This window comes from Myxococcus sp. XM-1-1-1, from assembly GCF_020037095.1.
In the GTDB taxonomy this organism is placed as follows: domain Bacteria; phylum Myxococcota; class Myxococcia; order Myxococcales; family Myxococcaceae; genus Myxococcus; species Myxococcus fulvus.
The window spans coordinates 813,856-832,017 of the sequence record NZ_JAIQDH010000002.1 but is presented as its reverse complement, the minus strand read 5'-3'; the positions used below and the strand labels follow the sequence as shown (position 1 = coordinate 832,017).

The window sequence follows — 18,162 nt, the reverse complement described above, 5'->3', positions numbered from 1 at the left end:
CATCCGATGACGCGGGCACTCACCGGGTGAGCACACGCGCCATCGGCTGGGTTCCACATCAGCGCTTCAGCTTCGCGAACGGATTGTTGAATGGCTCCGGGCCCTTCTTGTCGCCGCCACCCGGACGCTGGCCACCTGACGACGAGCCCGCGCCTTGCGGCCCTCCGGGGCGTGCGCCCGACGAGCCCTTGCCACCCGTGCCCGCGCCACTGGGCCGAGGCGCCCCCGCCCCACCCCGCTCCGTCATCCGCCCCGCCCCAGAAGCCCCACCCACCGCGGGCCGGCCCGAAGGCTGCGCCGCCCCGCCCTCCTGTGCCGCGCGCACCGACAACGCCAAGCGCTTGCGCTGCAAGTCCACGCTGAGCACGCGCACCGTCAAACGGTCCCCGACCTTCACCACCTCGGACGGGTCCTTCACGAACTTCGTCGAGATTTGCGACACATGCACCAGTCCATCCTGGTGCACGCCCACGTCCACGAACGCGCCGAAGGCCGTGACGTTCGTCACCACGCCCTGCAACACCATCCCCTCCTTCACGTCCTCCAGCGTGCGCAAATCATCACGCATCGTCGGCGCCGAGAAGTCTCCACGCGGGTCCCGGCTCGGCTTCTCCAGCTCCGACAGGATGTCCTTCAACGTCAGCTCGCCCAGGTCCGGGCCCAGGTACTTCTTGGGGTCGATCTTCCGCACCAGCGACGCGTTGCCCACCAGCGCCCCCACCTCCACGCCCAAATCCTTCGCCATGCGCTCGACCACCGCGTACCGCTCCGGGTGCACCGCGCTCGCGTCCAGCGGCTCCGGCCCTCGCACGCGCAGGAAGCCCGCCGCCTGCTCGAACGTCTTGGGCCCCAGCCCGCTCACCTTCAACAGCTCCCGCCGCGTGGTGAACCGCCCCTTCGACGCCCGGTGCGCCACCAGCTTCTTCGCCAGAGACGGCCCCACGCCGGACACGTGCTCGAGCAACTGCGGCGACGCGGTGTTCACATCCACGCCCACCGCGTTCACACACGAGTCCACCACCTCGCCCAGCTTCTTCTTCAACAACCCCTGGTCCACGTCGTGCTGGTACTGCCCCACGCCGATGCTCTTCGGGTCGATCTTCACCAGCTCCGCCAGCGGGTCCTGCAACCGCCGCCCAATCGACACCGCGCCGCGCAGGCTGACGTCCATCTCCGGGAACTCGTCACGCGCCACCTCCGACGCCGAGTAGATGGACGCACCCTGCTCGCTCACCGACACCACCGGCACCTGCACGCCCAGCGCCTTCAGCGTGTCGCGAACGAAGGTCTCCGCCTCGCGGCTGCCCGTCCCGTTGCCCACCGCGATGAGCTCCGGCTTGTGCTTCTGCACCACCGCGGACAACAGCTTCGCCGCGCGCACCCGCTCGTCCGCGCTCCGCTCCGAGTACAGCGTCAGCGTCTCCGCCACGCTCCCCGTGTTGTCCAGCATCGCCAGCTTGATGCCGGTGCGAAGCCCCGGGTCCAACGCCAGCACCGCCCGAGCCCCCGCCGGCGCCGTCAACAACAGGTGCCGCAGGTTCTCTCCGAACACACCGATGGCCCCCTTGTCCGCGCGCTCCTTCAGCTCCGCGCGCAGCTCCGACTCCAGCGACGGCCCCATCAGCCGCTCCCACCCATCCTCCACCGCCGCGCGCAGCTCCGAGGCGAACAGCGCCTGCGGCTTCGTCACCACCCGGCTCGCGAGCAGCGCCTTCACCTCGTCGTCCGGCAGGTTCAGCCGCACCTTCAACACGCCCTCCTCCTCACCCCGCAGGAGCGCCAGCACGCGGTGGGACGGGGCCTGCGACAGCGGCTCCTCGTGGCCGTAGTAGTTCTCGAACTTGGTGGGCTCGCCCTTCTTCGCCGGCACCACGTCCGAGCGCAGCGTGCCCCGCTTCGCGCACACCTCGCGCGACTCGCGGCGCAGCCCCGCGTCCTCGCTCACCCGCTCCGCGCAGATGTCCCGAGCCCCCGCCAGCGCCGCCGCCAGGTCCGGCACCTCCTTCTCCGCGTTCACGAACGGCCGCACCTTCGCGTCCGCGGCCTCGCCCTTGCGGCCATCCTGCTTCCACAGGAGGTCCGCCAGCGGCTCCAGCCCGCGCTCCCGGGCAATCGCCGCGCGCGTGCGGCGCTTGGGCCGGTACGGCAGGTAGAGGTCCTCCAGCTCGGTGCGCGTCTTCGCCGCCTTCAGCGCCTTCGCCAGCTCCGGCGTCAGCTTCCCCTGCTCCTCCACGGAGCGCAGAATCGTCTCGCGACGCGAGTCCAGCTCGGCGCGCTCGCCGGCCCGGTCCAGGATGGTCTGGATCTGCACCTCGTCCAGCCCTCCGGTGACCTCCTTGCGATAGCGCGCGATGAAGGGGACGGTGGCTCCGTCGGCGTTCAGCGCCAGGGTGCGGTCCACCTGCTCGGGCTTCAGCCCCAGTTCCTGCGACAGCTCAGCGGCGTAGGCGTGCATGACGCCGCTTCTATAACCCGCCCCCCACACGGCTCCCAGCGCGCGTCACCCGCGCCGGCGCGCCTCCCAGTCACTGCGCGACATTCCCCAGAATTGCTGGTCCTTGCGCTCCCCCCGCAGGACGCTGTGCCCCCGCATCGTCCCCTCCAGCGAGAAGCCCAGCTTGCGCGCCACGCCCTGGGAGCCCAGGTTCTCCGACAGCGTCGTCAGCCACACCCGGTGCAGGAACGGCAGCGTGAACAGGCGCTCCAGCATCATCCCCACCGCGCGCGAGCCCAGCCCGCGCCCGTGGTACGCCTCCGCCATCATGTAGCCAATCTGCAGGCGCCCGTGCTCCCGGGACACGTCGCGCGCGGACACCGTGCCCACCCACGCGTCCCCCAGGCGCACGAACCAGCGGAACCCCTTCGCGCGGGGCTCCTCCAGCGTGCCCGCCTCCAGGATGCGCTTCACCAGCACCTCCCGCGAGTCGTCCTCCGTGTCCACGTAGCGCCGGGCTCCGGCCTCGGCGCGCAGCGCCAGCCAGAAGTCCACGTGCTCGGGATGCGCCGGAACGAGCAACAGGTCCGAGGCCACAGCGCCAGTCACCATGCCCGGACTTCTAACCCGTTCCGGCGAGCGGGACACTTCCCGCGGAGCTCAGCGCGTCTTCAGCGTGAGGCGGCTGGGGTCGTGCGTGGCGGTCAGCGTGACGGCGTTCTCGAGCCCCAGGCCCGCGCCACCGACGACGCCCTCCAGCAGCGACGGCTCCACCGTCTCGAGCGCGCGGAGCGTCTCCTTCTTCAGGGTCAGCTTCTTCTTCGGGGACTGAGCGCTCATCGTGCTGCCTTCCTTTCCAGGTGAACCCGCCAGGTGTCTCACCGTGCCGGACGACGACACGGAGGACTCGAGGGTAATTCACGGAAAACGCCAGTCCCTAGGAAATTTTCCAATCCCACCAAAGCGGCAAGGGCCGCCACCGGAAGAAGCCCTGGGCTTCCGGCGCGGCCCTCGTCCTCCCACGGGTGAGCGTGGGAGCGCTTCGGTGCCCGTGGGCTCAGAGCTTCGTGATCGCCCCGTTCTGCACGCGGAAGTCCACGCGGGTGAACTGCGCCTGCAGCTCCGCGGCGCCGCGCACCGAGTAGTCCTTCGTCACCTCGGTGCTGGGGATGAGGTGGAAGGCGGCCAGGGCCTCGTCGCCCTTCACCTCCAGCACCACGAAGCCATGCGCGTCACCGTTCACGTAGCGCATGCCGGGGTTGCCCGCGGCCAGCGACTCGTTGAGCTCCGTGACGACGTACTTGTAGACGGCGCTGCCCGGGCCGTAGCCCGCGCCGATGACGGCCAGCCCCGCCAGCTCCTTGATGGAGCCGGAGGTGATCGCGGGCGCCGTCAGCGCGGGCACGCCGCCCTCCACGGACGCGAACGACGCGTGGATGTCGCCGGAGATGAACATCGCGTTCTTCACCTGGTTCTGCGCGATGAACTCCAGCAGCTCCTTCTTCTTCGCGGGGAAGCCGTCCCACTGGTCCGCGTTGAAGTAGAAGACCTGGCGCAGCGTCGGGTCCGGGATGTCCGTCTTCGCCGACAGGTCGAACACCATGGACGTCATCGACACGGAGCTGACGACAATCTTCCAGGTGTTCGCCGCCTTCAGCTGGTTCTGCAGCCACGCCTGCTGCGTCGCGCCCAGCGCGTCCTCGCTCAGCCCGGCCGAGGTGGCGTAGCGCAGGGCGGAGAACAAGTCGTAGATGGGCTTCACCACGATGTAGCGCGAGCCCTGGATGTTGAAGAGCGAGCCCTTGCCCAGGTGCACGTACGCGAGCCCTCGCAGCGTGCCCGCCGTGGAGAGCAGCGGAATCGCGGGCTGCCCCGCAGCCTCGCGCGCCGCGTTCACCGCCGTCAGCACCTGGTTGGCGTAGAAGAGCGACACGTTCCCGGACACCCACGTCTGGGCCTTCACCGTGGCCGCGTCCTGGGTGAGGCCCGCCGCCACCGCCTGCTGCACGTACGCGCCCTGGAGCACCGCCTTCTGCGTCGCGTGCTCCGGCAGGTCCAGGCTCGTGTACGCGAACGTCTCCGACTGGAGCAGCGCCTGCACCGGCGCCGGCAGCGTCGGCAGCGCCAACCCCAGCACCGACGCCTCCACCGCCACCTTGCCCGGGTACGCGTCCTCGGGGATGAGGTGGTCCGGGCGGTAGGTGCGGTAGTCGGACACCGCCAGCTTCAGGTGCTTGCCGAAGTCGAAGTCCCGGTAGACGCGCGTGTTCGGGAACACCGGCGCGCTCGCCACGTCGATGGCGCCCTCCGCCGAGGCCGTGTTGTCCAGCGGGATGTACTCGAAGAAGGCGCGCTCCGAGTTGCGCTTGCGCTCAATCTGGTTCTCCGCCGCGCGCCCGTCCAGGTACGTCGCGTTGGAGCCCCAGCTGTCGTCGGAGAACTCGTGGTCGTCCCAGATGATGATGAACGGGTAGCGCTCGTGCACCTGCTGGATGAGCTTGTCGGTGCGCAGCGTCTTGTAGAGGTCGCGGTAGTTCGACAGCGCGTTGGCCGCGTAATACGTCGACTCACCCGAGCCCAGCTGCAGCGCCTTGTCCGGCTCGCTGAACACCACGCGCCGCTCGGTGTTGCCCGACTGGAACGACTTGTCCCCCGTCGTCTCGTAGATGTAGTCGCCGAGGAACACGATGAAGTCCAGGTCCTCGTCCAGCTCCAGCAGCCGCTGCCACGCGTTGTAGTAACGGCCGATGTAGTCCTGGCAGCTGGCGAAGGCGAACTTCACCGCCACGTCCGCCCCGGCCGCCGGCGCCGTGCGGGTCCGGCCCGTCGCCGTCGTGTACTCCGTCCCGTTCTTCGTCAGCACGAAGCGGTAGTAGTACGTGGTGCGCGCTGACAGCTTCGTCACCTTGACCTTGAGCGCGTGGTCGTTCGCCGCCAGCGCCGTGAAGTCGCCCCGGAACACGAAGTCGCTGAACTCCGCGCGGGTGGACACCTCCAGCCGCACCGGCGCGTCCGCGCCCGCGTTGTCCGGGTCCCACGCGCGCACCCACAGGATGACGCTGTCCGGCCTCGGGTCTCCCGAGCAGACCGACTGCGGGAAGTACTTCGCATCGGCGGTGGGCTTCTTCGTGTCGTCATCATCCGAGCACCCGAATGAGGTACTCGCCGCGACGGCGACCACGGCCTGAAGGAAGCTGCGACGATTCAGACGGTCGAACAAGGTGACACTCCCAGGGGCAAGCGCTAGCGAAACGAAACGCCCGGGAGTCTACGGCCCTCGTCCATCACTCCGGCAACATCCCCGCCACACGCCGGACACAACGCGTCGTGTCAGCACTCGGCGCCCGGGGCCACCCGTGCGCCCCGCATGCGTGGGGCCGGCAACGACGACGGGGCCGCCCCCACGAAGGAGGACGACCCCGTCTGTCGAAGTTCCGCGAGGGAAGGCGTTACTTCACGGCCTTCACGCGCTGACGCTTCTCGCTGGCACCCTCGGCGGGGGCCTCCTCTGCGGGGGCCGCGGAGAGGGGCGCGCCCTTCGCGATGCCGTACTTCTCCAGCACGCGGGTCTCGATGTCGCGCGCCACCTCCGGGTGCTCCCGCAGGTAGTCCTTCGCGTTCTCCCGGCCCTGACCGATGCGCTCGCCGTTGAACGAGAACCAGCTGCCGCTCTTCTCCACGATGTTGTCGTTGGAGGCCAGGTCGATGAGGTCGCCTTCACGGGAGATGCCCGTGCCGTACATGATGTCGAACTCGACCTCCTTGAACGGAGGCGCCACCTTGTTCTTCACCACCTTCACGCGGGTGCGGCTGCCCACCACGTTCTCGCCATTCTTGATGGCGCCGATGCGGCGGATGTCCAGGCGCTGCGACGCGTAGAACTTCAGCGCGTTGCCGCCCGTGGTCGTCTCGGGGTTGCCGAACATGACGCCGATCTTCATGCGGATCTGGTTGATGAAGATGACGCACGTCTGGCTCTTGGCAATGGTGCCCGTGAGCTTGCGCAAGGCCTGGCTCATCAGACGGGCCTGCACACCCATGTGCGCGTCGCCCATCTCGCCCTCGAGCTCCGCCTTGGGAACGAGCGCGGCCACCGAGTCCACCACCAGCACGTCGATGGCGCCCGAGCGCACCAGCATCTCCGCGATTTCCAGCGCCTGCTCACCGGTGTCCGGCTGGCTCAGGAGCAGGTCGTCGGTGCGCACGCCCAGCTTGCGCGCGTAGCCCACGTCCAGCGCGTGCTCGGCGTCCACGTAGCCGCAGATGCCGCCGCGCTTCTGCGCCTCGGCGACGATGTGCAGACACAGCGTCGTCTTGCCGGAGGACTCCGGTCCGAAGATCTCGATGATGCGGCCCTTGGGCACGCCGCCCACGCCCAGGGCGATATCCAGCGAAATCGAGCCCGTCGAAATGGCCTGCACGTCCCGCATCAGCGGCTCGTCGTTGCCGAGCCGCATGATGGACCCCTTACCGAACTGGCGCTCCACCGCGGACATCGCCAGCTCGATCGCCTTTTCCTTCTCCTGATTCACGGCCATTTCTCTTGGCTCCTTGTATTGGCGAGCCACCCCGGCTCACCTGAACGCGCTTTTAGTACGCGATGGGTAGACCCTAGTCCACCCCTCTGACATCCGTGTTGAATCCTGCCGGTCAGCTCTCGCGGAGGGCAGCCAGGAGGACGGCCACCGCGCCTGCCACACCTGCCCACAGCCCCCCGGCATGCCCCGCCGAGCCGAGGGCCAGCAGCAGCCCGTAGCCCGACACGAGGGCCAGCAATCCCAGGCCCAGGCGGTACACGGGAGTCCGGGGCGGGGCAAGCCACAAGGCCAGCATGGCCAGCACGCACAGGCCCACCTGCAAGGTCACCGTGCCCTCGACCACGCCGGGACGCAGGAACTCCTCCACCATCTGGGCGAAGAGGCCGCCGCCCAGCACCAGGGCGGGGACCTCCGGGCCGAAGTCGAGCGCGCCGGGGCGGCCCTGGGGGCGCGAGGCGTGGTTGGCGCGCAGGTGCTTGAGGTCCTCGGGCTGGACCTCCAGGGCGTAGGGGAAGCCCAGGGACAGGAGCGCCTCCACGGCCACGGCGCGGCACGAGCGCCCCCGGGCGTCCACCAGTCCCTCCAGCCGGCCGCTGTCGAGCAGCCGGTGCAGGGTGTCCGCCACCTGACGCTCCCCGCCGCCCTGGGCGAGCTGGGCGAGGACTTCATTGAGCCGCGAGGCGGCCTCGGGGCGCTCTGCCTCGGGCGCGGCCACGGCCTGCTCCACCCGGACGAGGACGGGCAGGGGCAGCTCCACCGGAGGCGTGGGCCGGACCAGGTGCGCCGGGGCGGGCGCGGCCCAGGAGGAGAGGTCCGTCAGGCCCTGGGTCCCGGCCTCGGCGCCAGTGGGCGTCCAGGGCGCCAGGTCCCCCAGACGCTCCTCGCCGGGCTCCTGCTCGGTCTGGTGCAGGGGAGGCTGGGTGCGCGTGGCGTCCGACACCCGGTGACTGTATCCACGCAAGCGGGTGGGCATCAAAGCGCGAGGCGCCCGCGACTTCCTCCGGGCGACAGCATGCCGGCCCACCGGGGAGGCCCGAGCCCCGGGATGACAGGAGCCCGGGCCCCCATCAGGGGAACCCGGGCTCCGCGTGCATCAGGAGGCGCGAGCGACGGCTACTCCACCGTCACGCTCTTGGCCAGGTTGCGCGGCTGGTCCACGTCGTTCCCGCGCATCTCCGCCACGTGGTACGCGAGGAGCTGCAGCGGAATCGTGGCCACCACCGGCGCCAGCAGCGCGCACGCCGCCGGAATCCGGATGACGTGGTCCGCCAGGCCGTCCACCTGCTTGTCGTCCTCGTCGATGACGGCGATGACCTTGCCGCCGCGCGCGCGGACCTCCTCCACGTTGCCGATGATCTTCTCGTAGGCCACGTGCGGCTGCTTCGGCGCGATGACCACCACCGGCATCTTCTCGTCGATGAGGGCGATGGGGCCGTGCTTCATCTCGCCACCCGCGTAGCCCTCCGCGTGGATGTACGAAATCTCCTTCAGCTTCAGCGCGCCCTCGAGCGCCACCGGGTGCATGGGGCCACGGCCGAGGAAGAGGAAGTCCTGCGCGTTCATGAACTCACGCGCCACGCGCTTCACGGCCGGCTCGCACTTGAGCACGTCCTCGATCATCTTCGGGATCTCGGTCAGGTGCGTCAGGTGCTCCTGCGCCGCCTGCACCGACAACGTCCCACGCATGCGGCCCAGCTTCACCGCCAGCAGGTAGAGCGCCACCAGCTGCGTGGTGAACGCCTTGGTGGACGCGACGCCAATCTCCGGGCCCGCGTTCGTCAGGACGGAGAACTCCGCCTCGCGCGTCATCGCGCTGCCGATGACGTTGCAGATGGCCATCGCCGTGGCCCCGCGCGCCTTGGCCTCCTTGAACGCCGCCAGCGTGTCCGCCGTCTCACCCGACTGGCTGATGGCGATGGCCAGGTGCGTGCCCTCGACGATGGGGTCGCGGTAGCGGAACTCGCTCGCCAGCTCCACCTCGACCGGCAGCCGCGCCAGCGTCTCAATCATGTGCTTGCCGGCCACGCCCGAGTGCCACGACGTGCCGCACGCGAGAATCGTGATCTTCGTGAGCGAGCGCACCTTCTCGGGCGTCAGGTTCCAGCCCTCGAAGTGGACGTCGCCCTCGGACAGGAGCATCCGGCCGCGCAGCGTGTCCGCGACGGCGCGGGGCTGCTCCCAGATCTCCTTGTGCATGAAGTGCTTGTGGCCGCCCTTCTCCGCCATCATCGGCGTCCAGTCGATGCGGCGGGTGGCGCGGTTCACCGGCTGACCCTGGCGGTTGAAGATGTCCACCTTGGAAGCGGTGACGATGGCCAGGTCACCCTCCTCCATGTAGACGATGTCGCGCGTGTGCTCGAGCACCGCGGGCACGTCGCTGGCGATGAAGTTCTGCCCCTCGCTCAGGCCCAGCACCATGGGCGACGCGTTCTTCGTCGCGACGATGCGGTTGGGGTCCGTCGCGCTCACCACCGCCAGCGCGTACGTGCCCTTCACCTGCTCAATCGCGCCGCGCACCGCGTCCGGCAGGTCCTTGCCCTTCTCCAGCTCCTCCGAGATGAGGTGGGCGAAGACCTCCGTGTCCGTCTCCGAGGAGAAGACATGGCCCCTGGCGCGCAGCTGCTCCTTGAGCGCCAGGTGGTTCTCGATGATGCCGTTGTGCACCACCGCGACGTTCTTGTACGTGTGGGGGTGCGCGTTCTCGTCCGAGGGACGCCCGTGCGTGGCCCAGCGCGTGTGACCGATGCCGATGTTCCCCTTCGGCTGGTCCGCCACCACGCGGTTCTCCAGGTTGCGCAGCTTGCCCGTGGCGCGCACCACGTTCAGCTCGTTGCGGTTCACCACCGCCACGCCCGCCGAGTCATACCCCCGGTACTCGAGCTTCTTCAGCCCGGAAACGAGGATGGGAGCCGATTCCTTGTCACCGACGTAACCAACAATCCCGCACATGTTCTGACCTCTCTCTCACGCCCACGCCCGCCGGAGCAAACCGAGGGATACCCGTACATCTCCGGGAGCGGCAGTCCGGCCGCTCCCCAAGCAAGAGCCACGCCCTGGCTCAACCACCCTTGGCCGCGCGACGCGCCTTCTTCGCGGCCACCCAACCTTCCTTCGTCACCTGTGGCGCACGTGACACAGCGAGGCTCCCAGGAGGCACGTTTTTCGTCACCGTGGTGCCCGCCCCGACATAGGCCCCGTCGCCCACCTTCACGGGCGCCACCAGCTGCGTGTCGGAGCCGATGAAGACCCCGTCGCCCAGCTCCGTCAGGCTCTTGTTCACCCCGTCATAATTACAGGTGATGGTGCCCGCGCCGATGTTGCAGCCCGCGCCAATCCGGGCGTCCCCCAGATAAGTCAGGTGGTTGGCCTTGCTGCCCTTGCCGATCTGCGCCTTCTTCGTCTCCACGAAGTTGCCCAGATGCACGTCCTCTGCCAGCTCCGTCCCCGGGCGCAGGCGGGCGAACGGGCCGATGACGTTCCGCACTCCCACCTTCGCCTCCTCCAGCACGGAGTAGGGCTTGAGCACGGAGCCGTCCGCCACCGTGGAGGCGCTCACCACGCAGCCGGGGCCAATCACCACGCCCTCGCCGATGACGCTGCCCGCGGTCAGCGACACACCCGGGCCCACCTCGGAGTCCGAGCCCACCACCACGTCCTCCTCGATGAAGGTGGTGTCCGGGTCGTGCAGCGTGACGCCCGCGCGCATGTGCGCGTCGTTGATGCGCCGCTGGAGCACCTTGGCCCGCGCCGCCAGCTCCACCTTGTCATTCACCCCCGCCGTCTCGGTGGCGTCCGCCACGACGGTGCCCACCGGGCCCTGCCTCGCGGCCAGCTCCACCAGGTCCGTGAGGTAGTACTCGCCCTGCGCGTTGTTCGGCTTGATATCGGCCAGCGCCTTCCAGAGGAAGGCCGCGTCGACGGAGTAGATGCCCGCGTTGCACTCCTTCACCGCGCGCTGCTCGGGGCTGGCGTCCTTCTGCTCCACCACCCGCGTCACCCGGCCGCCCTCGCGCAGGACGCGCCCGTAGCCGGTGGGGTCCTCGAGCACCGTCGTCACCATCGCCAGCACGCCGCCCGCCGCGTCATGCGCGGCCAACAGCGACGCCAGGGTCTCCTTGCGCAGCAACGGCACGTCCCCGTAGAGGATGAGCACGCGCCCGGAGAACCCCTTCAGGGCCTCCTCCGCGGAGCGCACCGCGTCCGCCGTACCCCGCTGCTCACGCTGGAGCGCGAAGGTGAGGGGCGCTTGGGGGAACAGGGCGCGGACCTCCTTCTCCACGCTCTCCGCTTGATGGCCCACCACTGGCACCACCGACGTGGCACCGAGCTCGAGCGCTCGCTTGAGGGGATACGCGCACAGGGGCTTTCCGAGGATGGCGTGAAGGACCTTGGCCTTCTTCGACTTCATCCGCGTGCCCTTGCCCGCACACAGCACCACCGCCGACAGAGCTGTCATGCGGCGGAGGATTAGGGACCGGGATTCGAGTCGTCAACCGGGCGAAGCTCCGAAGTCTCCGAGGTGTTGTCGGGTCGGGGCTTTGCCTGCACGGCGACACACAGCGCGTTGCTCTTCACCGTGATTCCAAAGCTGGGCTTGAGGAAGAGGGTGACCCGGCCGGAGGGCGGAACAGACCCGGGTCGGGGCTGTTTGTCTGGGATGACCGGTGCGCTCATGTGCTCCCCCACTCGCGGCTCATGATGGGGGAAGGATGCTCCCTCTGGAGGAACAATCCAAGAGGAAAAATGTTGCCGAGTTGAAATCATGGTCCGGTGCGGACAGTTCGTGCATACCGGGAGAGGTGTAGTCGCTCAGGCGCCCCCGAGTCCCGGCCCCAAGGTGTGGGTGAGTGTCCGCCGGGTAACACATCCCCTGCGACGAATGCCAGCCACAAGGTATTGATTGCGCCCCGAGGAGGGGTGGATTCCGTGAACGACACGAGCTTCGAGAAGCAGGCCCCGCGCACGCGCGCGAAGGTGCTGGAGGCGGCGGCGCTGGTGGTGCTGATGCTGGTGGCGGGCGTGGCCCAGGCGGCGCGACCGTACCGGGGTGGCGCGGTGGCCACGGCGTACCCGCCCGCGAGCGAGGCGGCGCTGAAGATGCTCGAGCGCGGCGGCAACGCGGTGGACGCGGCGGTGGCGGCGGCCTTCGTGGCGGCCGTCGTGGGGCCCTACCACTCGGGCGTGGGCGGCGGCGGCTTCGCGCTGGTGCACGACGCGAGGACGGGCACCACCCGGGTGCTGGACTTCCGCGAGGTGGCGCCCAAGGCGGCCACGCGCGACATGTTCGTCAAGGACGGCAAGGTGGTGCCGGGGCTGTCCACCGACGGCGTCTTGAGCGTCGCGGTGCCGGGCGCGGTGGCGGGCTACCTGGAGCTTTTGGAGAAGCACGGCACCCTGCCGCGCGCCGTGGTGCTGGCGCCGGCCATCGAGGCGGCGAAGAAGGGCCTGTGGGTGACGCCCCGCTACCGCGCGCTGGCGGAAGGCCGGCTGGAGTGCCTGCGCAAGGACCCGGAGGCCCGCCGCATCTTCCTGACCAAGAACGAGCAGGGCGAGGCCATCATCCCCCCGGTGGGCCACCTGGTGCGCCAGCCGGACCTGGCGCGCACGCTGACGGCGGTGTCGAAGAGCGGCGCCAGGGGCTTCTACGCGGGCAGCGTGGCCAAGGGCATCGTCGACACGGTGAAGGCGGGCGGCGGCATCGTCACGCTGGAGGACCTGTCGTCGTACAAGACGCGCGAGCGTCAGGCGCTGGAGGGCAGCTACCGCGGCCACCGCATCCTCACCATGCCGCCGCCGAGCGCGGGCGGAGTGGCGGTGCTCCAGGTGCTGGGCGCCATGGAGCAGCTCAGGCCCCAGGGCTTCACCTGGAGGGAGCCGGACAGCGTGCACCTGTACGTGGAGGCGCTGCGGCGCGCGTACGTGGACCGGGCCAGGTACCTGGGCGACCCGGACTTCGCGGACGTGCCCACCCAGCGGCTCATCTCCAAGGGACACATCGCGGACCTGGCGGGCTCCATCGACCCGAAGAAGGCCACCTCCAGCCTGGCGCTGCTGCCGCAGGCGGCGGGCACGCAGCAGGGCTCCACGCTGACGGACAAGCCCGCCACGCTGACGCCGGAGCCGGAGCGCAAGAACACCACGCACATCTCCATCGTCGACAAGCAGGGCAACGCGGTGGCGCTCACCACCACGGTGAACTACAGCTTCGGCTCGTGCGTGGTGGCCAAGGGCACCGGCGTGCTGCTCAACGACGAGATGGACGACTTCGCCGCGCAGCCCGGCGTGCCCAACGCGTACGGCCTCGTCACGGGCGAGCCCAACGCCGTACACCCCGGCAAGGTGCCCCAGTCCTCCATGTCCCCCACGCTGGTGTTCTCCAGGGAGGACCCGAAGAAGGTGATGCTCGCGGTGGGAAGCCCCGGGGGCTCCACCATCCCCACCACCGTCATCCAGGTCATCAGCAACGTGGTGGACGGCGGCATGGACGTGGTGCGCGCGGTGAACGAGGGCCGCGTCCATCACCAGTACCTGCCGGACGAGCTGTGGGTGGACCGCTGGGGGCTGGAGCCCGCCACGCTGTCGGCGCTGGAGGCCAAGGGCCACAAGGTGCGCCGCGTGGAGCAGTGGGGCGACGCGGAGGCCGTCTTCGTCGACCCCAAGACGGGGCTGCGCTTCGCCGCGAGCGACCCTCGCAACGAAGGTGTCTCCCTGGGACAGGATTGACGCCGTGGCCGAGCCCCTCCCCATCTTCGACGCGCACCTGCACCCCGAGAGCCTGAGCGACCAGGACCTGGAGTCGATGCGCTTCTTCGGGGTGGAGCGGGCGCTCGTCGTCGCGCACCACTTCCCAGAGCCCACGTCCAAGGCGCTGCTGCGCCACTTCGACGACATCGTCGAGCGACAGCTCCCCCGGCTGGAGAAGCTGGGCATCCGCGCGTACGCCGCGCTGGGCGTCCACCCGCGCTGCATCCCCCGGCGCGGGCTGTCGGAGGTCCTCTCCACGCTGCCCGACTACTTCCAGGGCGGCCGCGTCGTGGCGCTCGGCGAGACGGGGCTGCACGCCGGCGGCGAGGAGGAGGAGGAGGCCTTCCTCGAGCAGCTCGCCCTGGCGCGCCGCCTCAAGCTGCGCGTCGTGGTGCACACGCCTCTGGCCGACAAGGAGCGACACACGCGCCGCATCCTCACGCTGCTGCGCCAGTCCGGCGTGCTGCCCTCGCGCGTGCTGGTGGACCACGCCAGCGCGCGCACCGTGCGCACCATCCTGGAGGTGGGCCACTGGGCCGGGCTGACGCTGCACCCGGAGGCGCTCGTCGCCGAGCGCGCCGTCATCCTCGTGCGCAGGCTCGGCAGCGAGCGGCTGGTGCTCAACTCCGACGCCGGCGACGGCGCGGGCGACATCCTGGGCCTGGCCCGCGTCACCAACCTCCTGTCCAAGGCCCGCCTGTCCGAGCGCCTCGTGCGCCGCGTCACCCGCGACAACGCCGCCCGCTTCTTCCAAATCACCCCCTGAGCGGCCCTCGGCGGCGCCTCAGGCCCCACGCGGGGTGGCCCGCACGACTCCGCTTTCACTGAAATTTTGCAACAAACTGGACTCCCATCCGTCCTCTTTGCGAAAGCGGGTACGGGTTAGCCCCCAGGTGGCGCGCTCCGCTTCCACACTTGCCGGTTCGGGAGGGCCTTTGCGTTTCAGGTTCGTCATCGTCGTCACGCTGCTGCTGGCGGGCTGTACGGGCCCGTCCCGGCAGGGCCCTGTCCGCGCGGGCGACGCACGAGGCGCGCTGCTGGTGCCGGACGCGGGGCGACTGCTGGCCGTGAGCCCCTCGCGGTTCATGGAGGCGTGTCGGCGCGACATCCAGACGGCGCGCGCGGCGGTGGCGAAGCTGACGGCGCCGTCCACGCGAGCGGCGCCCGAGGTGGAGGTGCTCACCACGTACGACGACGCGATGGCGCTGCTGGACGACGTCGTGGGGCGCTCGGGCATCGGCGCCAACGTGCATCCGGACGCGGCCTTCCGCGCCGCCGCCGAGCGGTGTGAGCAGGCGGTGGAGCGGGTGCGCACGGACATCGCGCTGGACCGGCGCGTCTACGACGTGCTGTCGGGGCTGACGCTCGCGGGCCAGGACGCGGTGACGCGGCACTGGATGGCGCGGGTGCTGCGTGGCTTCAAGCGCGCGGGGGTGGACCGCGACGAGACGACGCGCGAGCGCGTGCGGCAGCTGCAGGAGGAGCTCATCCTGCTGGGCCAGGAGTTCAGCCGGCACATCCACGAGGACGTGCGGCACCTGGACGTGGCGCCCTCGGCGCTCGCGGGCCTGCCGGAGGACTACGTGCGCGCGCACCCGCCGGGCCCGGACGGGCGGGTGCGGCTGCGCACGGACACGTCGGACCTGGGCCCCTTCATGACGTACGCGCGCGACACGGCCACGCGCGAGGCGCTGTGGCGGCTGGGCCGGCGCCGGGGCCACCCGCGCAACCTGGTGACGCTCGCGCGCATGCTCCAGGCGCGCCACGCGCTGGCGACGCTTTTGGGCTACCCGACGTGGGCGGCGTACGCGGCCGAGGACAAGATGGTGAAGCGCCAGGACGTGGCGGCGGACTTCATCGAGTCACTCTCCACCACCGTCACCGGGCGCGTGCGCGAGGAGTACGACGCGCTGCTCGAGAGGAAGCGCCGCGACGAGCCCGAGGCCACGCGCGTGGAGCCCTGGGAGCAGGCCTTCCTGGAGGACCGGGTGCGCGCCGAGCGCTTCCGCTTCGACTCGCGCGAGCTGCGGCCCTACTTCGAGTACACGCGCGTGAAGGAGGGCGTGCTGGACCTCACCGCGCGCCTCTTCGGGCTCACCTACCGGCGCGTGGTCGACGCGCCCGTGTGGCACCCGGACGTGGAGGTCTACGACGTCCTCGAGGGCCCCGTGCGCCTGGGCCGCTTCTACCTGGACATGCACCCGCGCCCGGGCAAGTACACCCACGCGGCGCAGTGGGACCTGGCCGTGGGCCGCGCGGGCAAGGCGCTGCCCGAGGGCGTGCTCACGTGCAACTTCCCCCGCCCCGGCGCGCGCCCGGCGCTCCTGCAGCACTCCGAGGTGCGCACCTTCTTCCACGAGTTCGGCCACCTGCTGCACCACCTCCTGGGCGGCCGCACGCGCTGGGCGGGGCTGTCCGGCACGCGCACGGAGGTGGACTTCGTGGAGGCGCCCGCCCAGGTGCTGGAGGAGTGGGCGTGGAGCGTGGAGACCCTGCAGCGCTTCGCCCGGCACGTGGACACGGACGCGCCGCTGCCCGAGGACCTCATCACGCGGATGCGCCGCGCGGACTCGTTCGGCAAGGGGCTGTGGGTGCGCCAGCAGCTCTTCTACGCCGCCGTCAGCCTGCACCTGCACGACGGAGACCCCGCCGGCCGCGACTCCACCGCGCGCGTGCTGGCGCTCCAGGAGCGCTACCTGCCCTTCCGCGCCGTGGACGGCACCTACGCCCACCTGGCCTTCACCCAGCTCGACGGGGACTACTCGGCGCTCTACTACACGTACCTCTGGTCGCTCGTCATCGCCCGCGACCTGCTCACCCCGTTCGAGGCGCACGGGCTGATGGACGTGGAGACGGCCCGGAGATACCGCGACAAGGTGCTGGCGCCCGGGGGCTCCGAGGACGCCGCGGACCTGGTGCGCGACTTCCTGGGACGGGGCTACGACTTCGGGGCCTACTCGCGTTGGCTGGAGGGCCGCTGACGCGTCACGCCGGCGGCTGTAAATTCAAAGGGCCCCGCGATGTGAATCGCGAGGCCCCTTGTGTTGTGAATCCGTCAAACCGGCTCCGCCGCGCTCACGAGGAGCGTGGGAGTCAGTGCACCGCGGGTGCGGACGGAGCCACTTCGGGCTGGAGGGTGATGGCCTGCGCCTCCGGATCCAACCGGACCTGCACGGGCACGCCCTGGTAGCGGTACTGGGCCAGCGAGTCCGCCGCCCCGTCGAGCAGGAGCTGGTAGCGCTCCTCCAGCTCCACCGCGATGAGCAACATGGTCTCACCCGCGTCCGCCACGCCCGGGCGGTACACCTGGCACCGCTGGAACCGCGCCCAGCGACCGTTCTGCATCTTCACCAGCTCGCCGTCGTAAGCCATGCGCAGCTCCTTTGCGTCCAATGCGACGTGGGCAATGTAGGGATCAATTAACTTCCTGTCATCCCCCCTCTTGAAAATTCGTTAAGCGCCTTTGATATCCGTGGGTTACGCGACAGTCAGGGGGTGCGGGCGAGCGAGGTCCGCGGTGACTGCTCAAAAATGTAAATTTGCTGGGCCATCAATCCGGTTAAGGGGCCTGGCGGCGCCCGGTCTGGAGGCCCGCGCGGCGCCCGGGCCCCGTGGGGGCGGTGGCGCGGGGCGTCGGGGTCTCCTAGATTTGGAGGAATGAGGTTGCCAGGGCTGTTCCGCAAGGAGCGAACCACCATCAAGAACGCCGATGCCCAGGACCACGCCGAGAAGTTGTTGGCGGAGTCCTTGAGGCTCTTGAGCCAGGTGTGCACCAAGGTCGCGGACGCCATCGAGTCCCAGCGACTGTCTCGCCAGGGCTACGCGCACAACACGTACCTGCGCCGCACGGACACCGCCCAGGCGCCCGGCGACGCGGACGTGACGAAGAAGACGCACGAGTGACGCGGGTCCCGAGGATGGCTGTATCCCGAGGGTGGTTGGCTGTTGAAAAGTCGCGTGCCCCCTTCCGGAATCCCGCAGCCGTTCCCATCTTGCGGCCCATAGAATCCCGCGGTTAGAGACGCCGCAGCTCCCCTCTGAGGCCCTGCCATGTCCCACATCCTGGTCGTCGATGACGACGCGAGTCACCGCACGCTCATCTGCGATGCCCTCGAGGAGATGGGTTACCAAACCGCCCAGGCCGCCAATGGCCGGGAGGCGTTGGATCATCTCGAGGGCGACATGCCCGCCGCCGTGCTGCTCGACCTGCGAATGCCGGTGATGAGCGGCTGGGGGTTGCTCGACGCGCTGAAGAAGATGCCGCGTGCGCGCGGGCTGCCCATCATCATCATCTCGGGCTACGGCTTCGAGTGGGAGGCGGAGCTGGTGGGCGCCGCCGGCTACATCTCCAAGCCGGTGGACCTGGACAAGGTCCGGCAGACGGTGCAGCAGATCGTCGGCATGCCGGAGATGACGTTCGTGCACTGACGCCTCCGGGCCCCGGGT

14 protein-coding genes are annotated in these 18,162 nt (G+C 69.8%); 5 read left to right on the top strand and 9 right to left on the bottom strand.

Annotation, left to right across the window (positions count from 1 at the left end):
• Positions 1 to 58: 58 nt before the first annotated feature.
• The 8 genes from K8640_RS07365 to glmU form a co-directional block, all read right to left on the bottom strand.
• Positions 59 to 2,455: a helix-hairpin-helix domain-containing protein gene (locus tag K8640_RS07365; RefSeq protein WP_223746412.1), complete on the bottom strand. Its 2,397-nt coding sequence runs from the start codon at positions 2,453 to 2,455 to the stop codon at positions 59 to 61.
• A 45-nt stretch (positions 2,456 to 2,500) separates the two neighbouring features.
• The gene (locus K8640_RS07360) at positions 2,501 to 3,046 is read right to left on the bottom strand and encodes a GNAT family N-acetyltransferase (protein ID WP_223746411.1); all 546 of its coding nucleotides are present in this window, start codon (positions 3,044 to 3,046) and stop codon (positions 2,501 to 2,503) included.
• A gap of 48 nt (positions 3,047 to 3,094) precedes the next feature.
• The gene (locus K8640_RS07355) at positions 3,095 to 3,274 is read right to left on the bottom strand and encodes a hypothetical protein (protein WP_223746410.1); all 180 of its coding nucleotides are present in this window, start codon (positions 3,272 to 3,274) and stop codon (positions 3,095 to 3,097) included.
• A gap of 217 nt (positions 3,275 to 3,491) precedes the next feature.
• Entirely contained in the window at positions 3,492 to 5,654 is a 2,163-nt protein-coding gene (locus K8640_RS07350) for an alkaline phosphatase (RefSeq protein ID WP_223746409.1), read from the bottom strand.
• Between the two features lie 229 nt (positions 5,655 to 5,883).
• Complete coding sequence (recA, locus tag K8640_RS07345; RefSeq protein WP_141325914.1) at positions 5,884 to 6,972, bottom strand: recombinase RecA; 1,089 nt, start codon at positions 6,970 to 6,972, stop codon at positions 5,884 to 5,886.
• A gap of 112 nt (positions 6,973 to 7,084) precedes the next feature.
• The gene (locus tag K8640_RS07340; RefSeq protein WP_223746408.1) at positions 7,085 to 7,912 is read right to left on the bottom strand and encodes a hypothetical protein; all 828 of its coding nucleotides are present in this window, start codon (positions 7,910 to 7,912) and stop codon (positions 7,085 to 7,087) included.
• A 173-nt stretch (positions 7,913 to 8,085) separates the two neighbouring features.
• Positions 8,086 to 9,921, bottom strand: coding sequence for a glutamine--fructose-6-phosphate transaminase (isomerizing) (glmS, locus tag K8640_RS07335; protein WP_223746407.1), 1,836 nt, complete (start codon positions 9,919 to 9,921; stop codon positions 8,086 to 8,088).
• 109 nt (positions 9,922 to 10,030) lie between these two features.
• Complete coding sequence (gene glmU, locus K8640_RS07330; RefSeq protein ID WP_223746480.1) at positions 10,031 to 11,440, bottom strand: bifunctional UDP-N-acetylglucosamine diphosphorylase/glucosamine-1-phosphate N-acetyltransferase GlmU; 1,410 nt, start codon at positions 11,438 to 11,440, stop codon at positions 10,031 to 10,033.
• A 458-nt stretch (positions 11,441 to 11,898) separates the two neighbouring features.
• Between glmU and ggt the strand changes: the two genes are divergently transcribed.
• The 3 genes from ggt to K8640_RS07315 all read left to right on the top strand — a co-directional run bounded on the left by ggt (position 11,899) and on the right by K8640_RS07315 (position 16,697).
• The gene (gene ggt, locus K8640_RS07325) at positions 11,899 to 13,695 is read left to right on the top strand and encodes a gamma-glutamyltransferase (RefSeq protein ID WP_223746406.1); all 1,797 of its coding nucleotides are present in this window, start codon (positions 11,899 to 11,901) and stop codon (positions 13,693 to 13,695) included.
• A gap of 4 nt (positions 13,696 to 13,699) precedes the next feature.
• Positions 13,700 to 14,482, top strand: coding sequence for a TatD family hydrolase (locus K8640_RS07320; protein ID WP_223746405.1), 783 nt, complete (start codon positions 13,700 to 13,702; stop codon positions 14,480 to 14,482).
• 319 nt (positions 14,483 to 14,801) lie between these two features.
• Positions 14,802 to 16,697, top strand: coding sequence for a M3 family metallopeptidase (locus K8640_RS07315; protein ID WP_370640323.1), 1,896 nt, complete (start codon positions 14,802 to 14,804; stop codon positions 16,695 to 16,697).
• A 112-nt stretch (positions 16,698 to 16,809) separates the two neighbouring features.
• On the opposite strand, the gene K8640_RS07310 is transcribed toward K8640_RS07315, so the two are convergent.
• Entirely contained in the window at positions 16,810 to 17,088 is a 279-nt protein-coding gene (locus K8640_RS07310; RefSeq protein ID WP_046711478.1) for a hypothetical protein, read from the bottom strand.
• 285 nt (positions 17,089 to 17,373) lie between these two features.
• On the opposite strand from K8640_RS07310, the gene K8640_RS07305 reads away from it, so the two are divergent.
• Both K8640_RS07305 and K8640_RS07300 read left to right on the top strand, forming a co-directional pair.
• On the top strand, positions 17,374 to 17,619 hold the full coding sequence (locus K8640_RS07305; protein ID WP_141325909.1) for a hypothetical protein: 246 nt from the start codon (positions 17,374 to 17,376) through the stop codon (positions 17,617 to 17,619).
• Positions 17,620 to 17,766: 147 nt separating this feature from the next.
• On the top strand, positions 17,767 to 18,144 hold the full coding sequence (locus tag K8640_RS07300; protein WP_046711476.1) for a response regulator: 378 nt from the start codon (positions 17,767 to 17,769) through the stop codon (positions 18,142 to 18,144).
• Positions 18,145 to 18,162 lie beyond the last annotated feature (18 nt).

Bases quoted from the DNA above. Each gene is read 5' to 3' on its own strand.
- glmS (WP_223746407.1), bottom strand. From the start codon at position 9,921: ATGTGCGGGATTGTTGGTTACGTCGGTGACAAGGAATCGGCTCCCATC.
- recA (WP_141325914.1), bottom strand. From the start codon at position 6,972: ATGGCCGTGAATCAGGAGAAGGAAAAGGCGATCGAGCTGGCGATGTCC.
- K8640_RS07305 (WP_141325909.1), top strand. From the start codon at position 17,374: ATGAGGTTGCCAGGGCTGTTCCGCAAGGAGCGAACCACCATCAAGAAC.
- K8640_RS07365 (WP_223746412.1), bottom strand. From the start codon at position 2,455: ATGCACGCCTACGCCGCTGAGCTGTCGCAGGAACTGGGGCTGAAGCCC.
- K8640_RS07310 (WP_046711478.1), bottom strand. From the start codon at position 17,088: ATGGCTTACGACGGCGAGCTGGTGAAGATGCAGAACGGTCGCTGGGCG.
- K8640_RS07315 (WP_370640323.1), top strand. From the start codon at position 14,802: ATGGAGGCGTGTCGGCGCGACATCCAGACGGCGCGCGCGGCGGTGGCG.
- K8640_RS07360 (WP_223746411.1), bottom strand. From the start codon at position 3,046: ATGGTGACTGGCGCTGTGGCCTCGGACCTGTTGCTCGTTCCGGCGCAT.
- K8640_RS07300 (WP_046711476.1), top strand. From the start codon at position 17,767: ATGTCCCACATCCTGGTCGTCGATGACGACGCGAGTCACCGCACGCTC.
- K8640_RS07355 (WP_223746410.1), bottom strand. From the start codon at position 3,274: ATGAGCGCTCAGTCCCCGAAGAAGAAGCTGACCCTGAAGAAGGAGACG.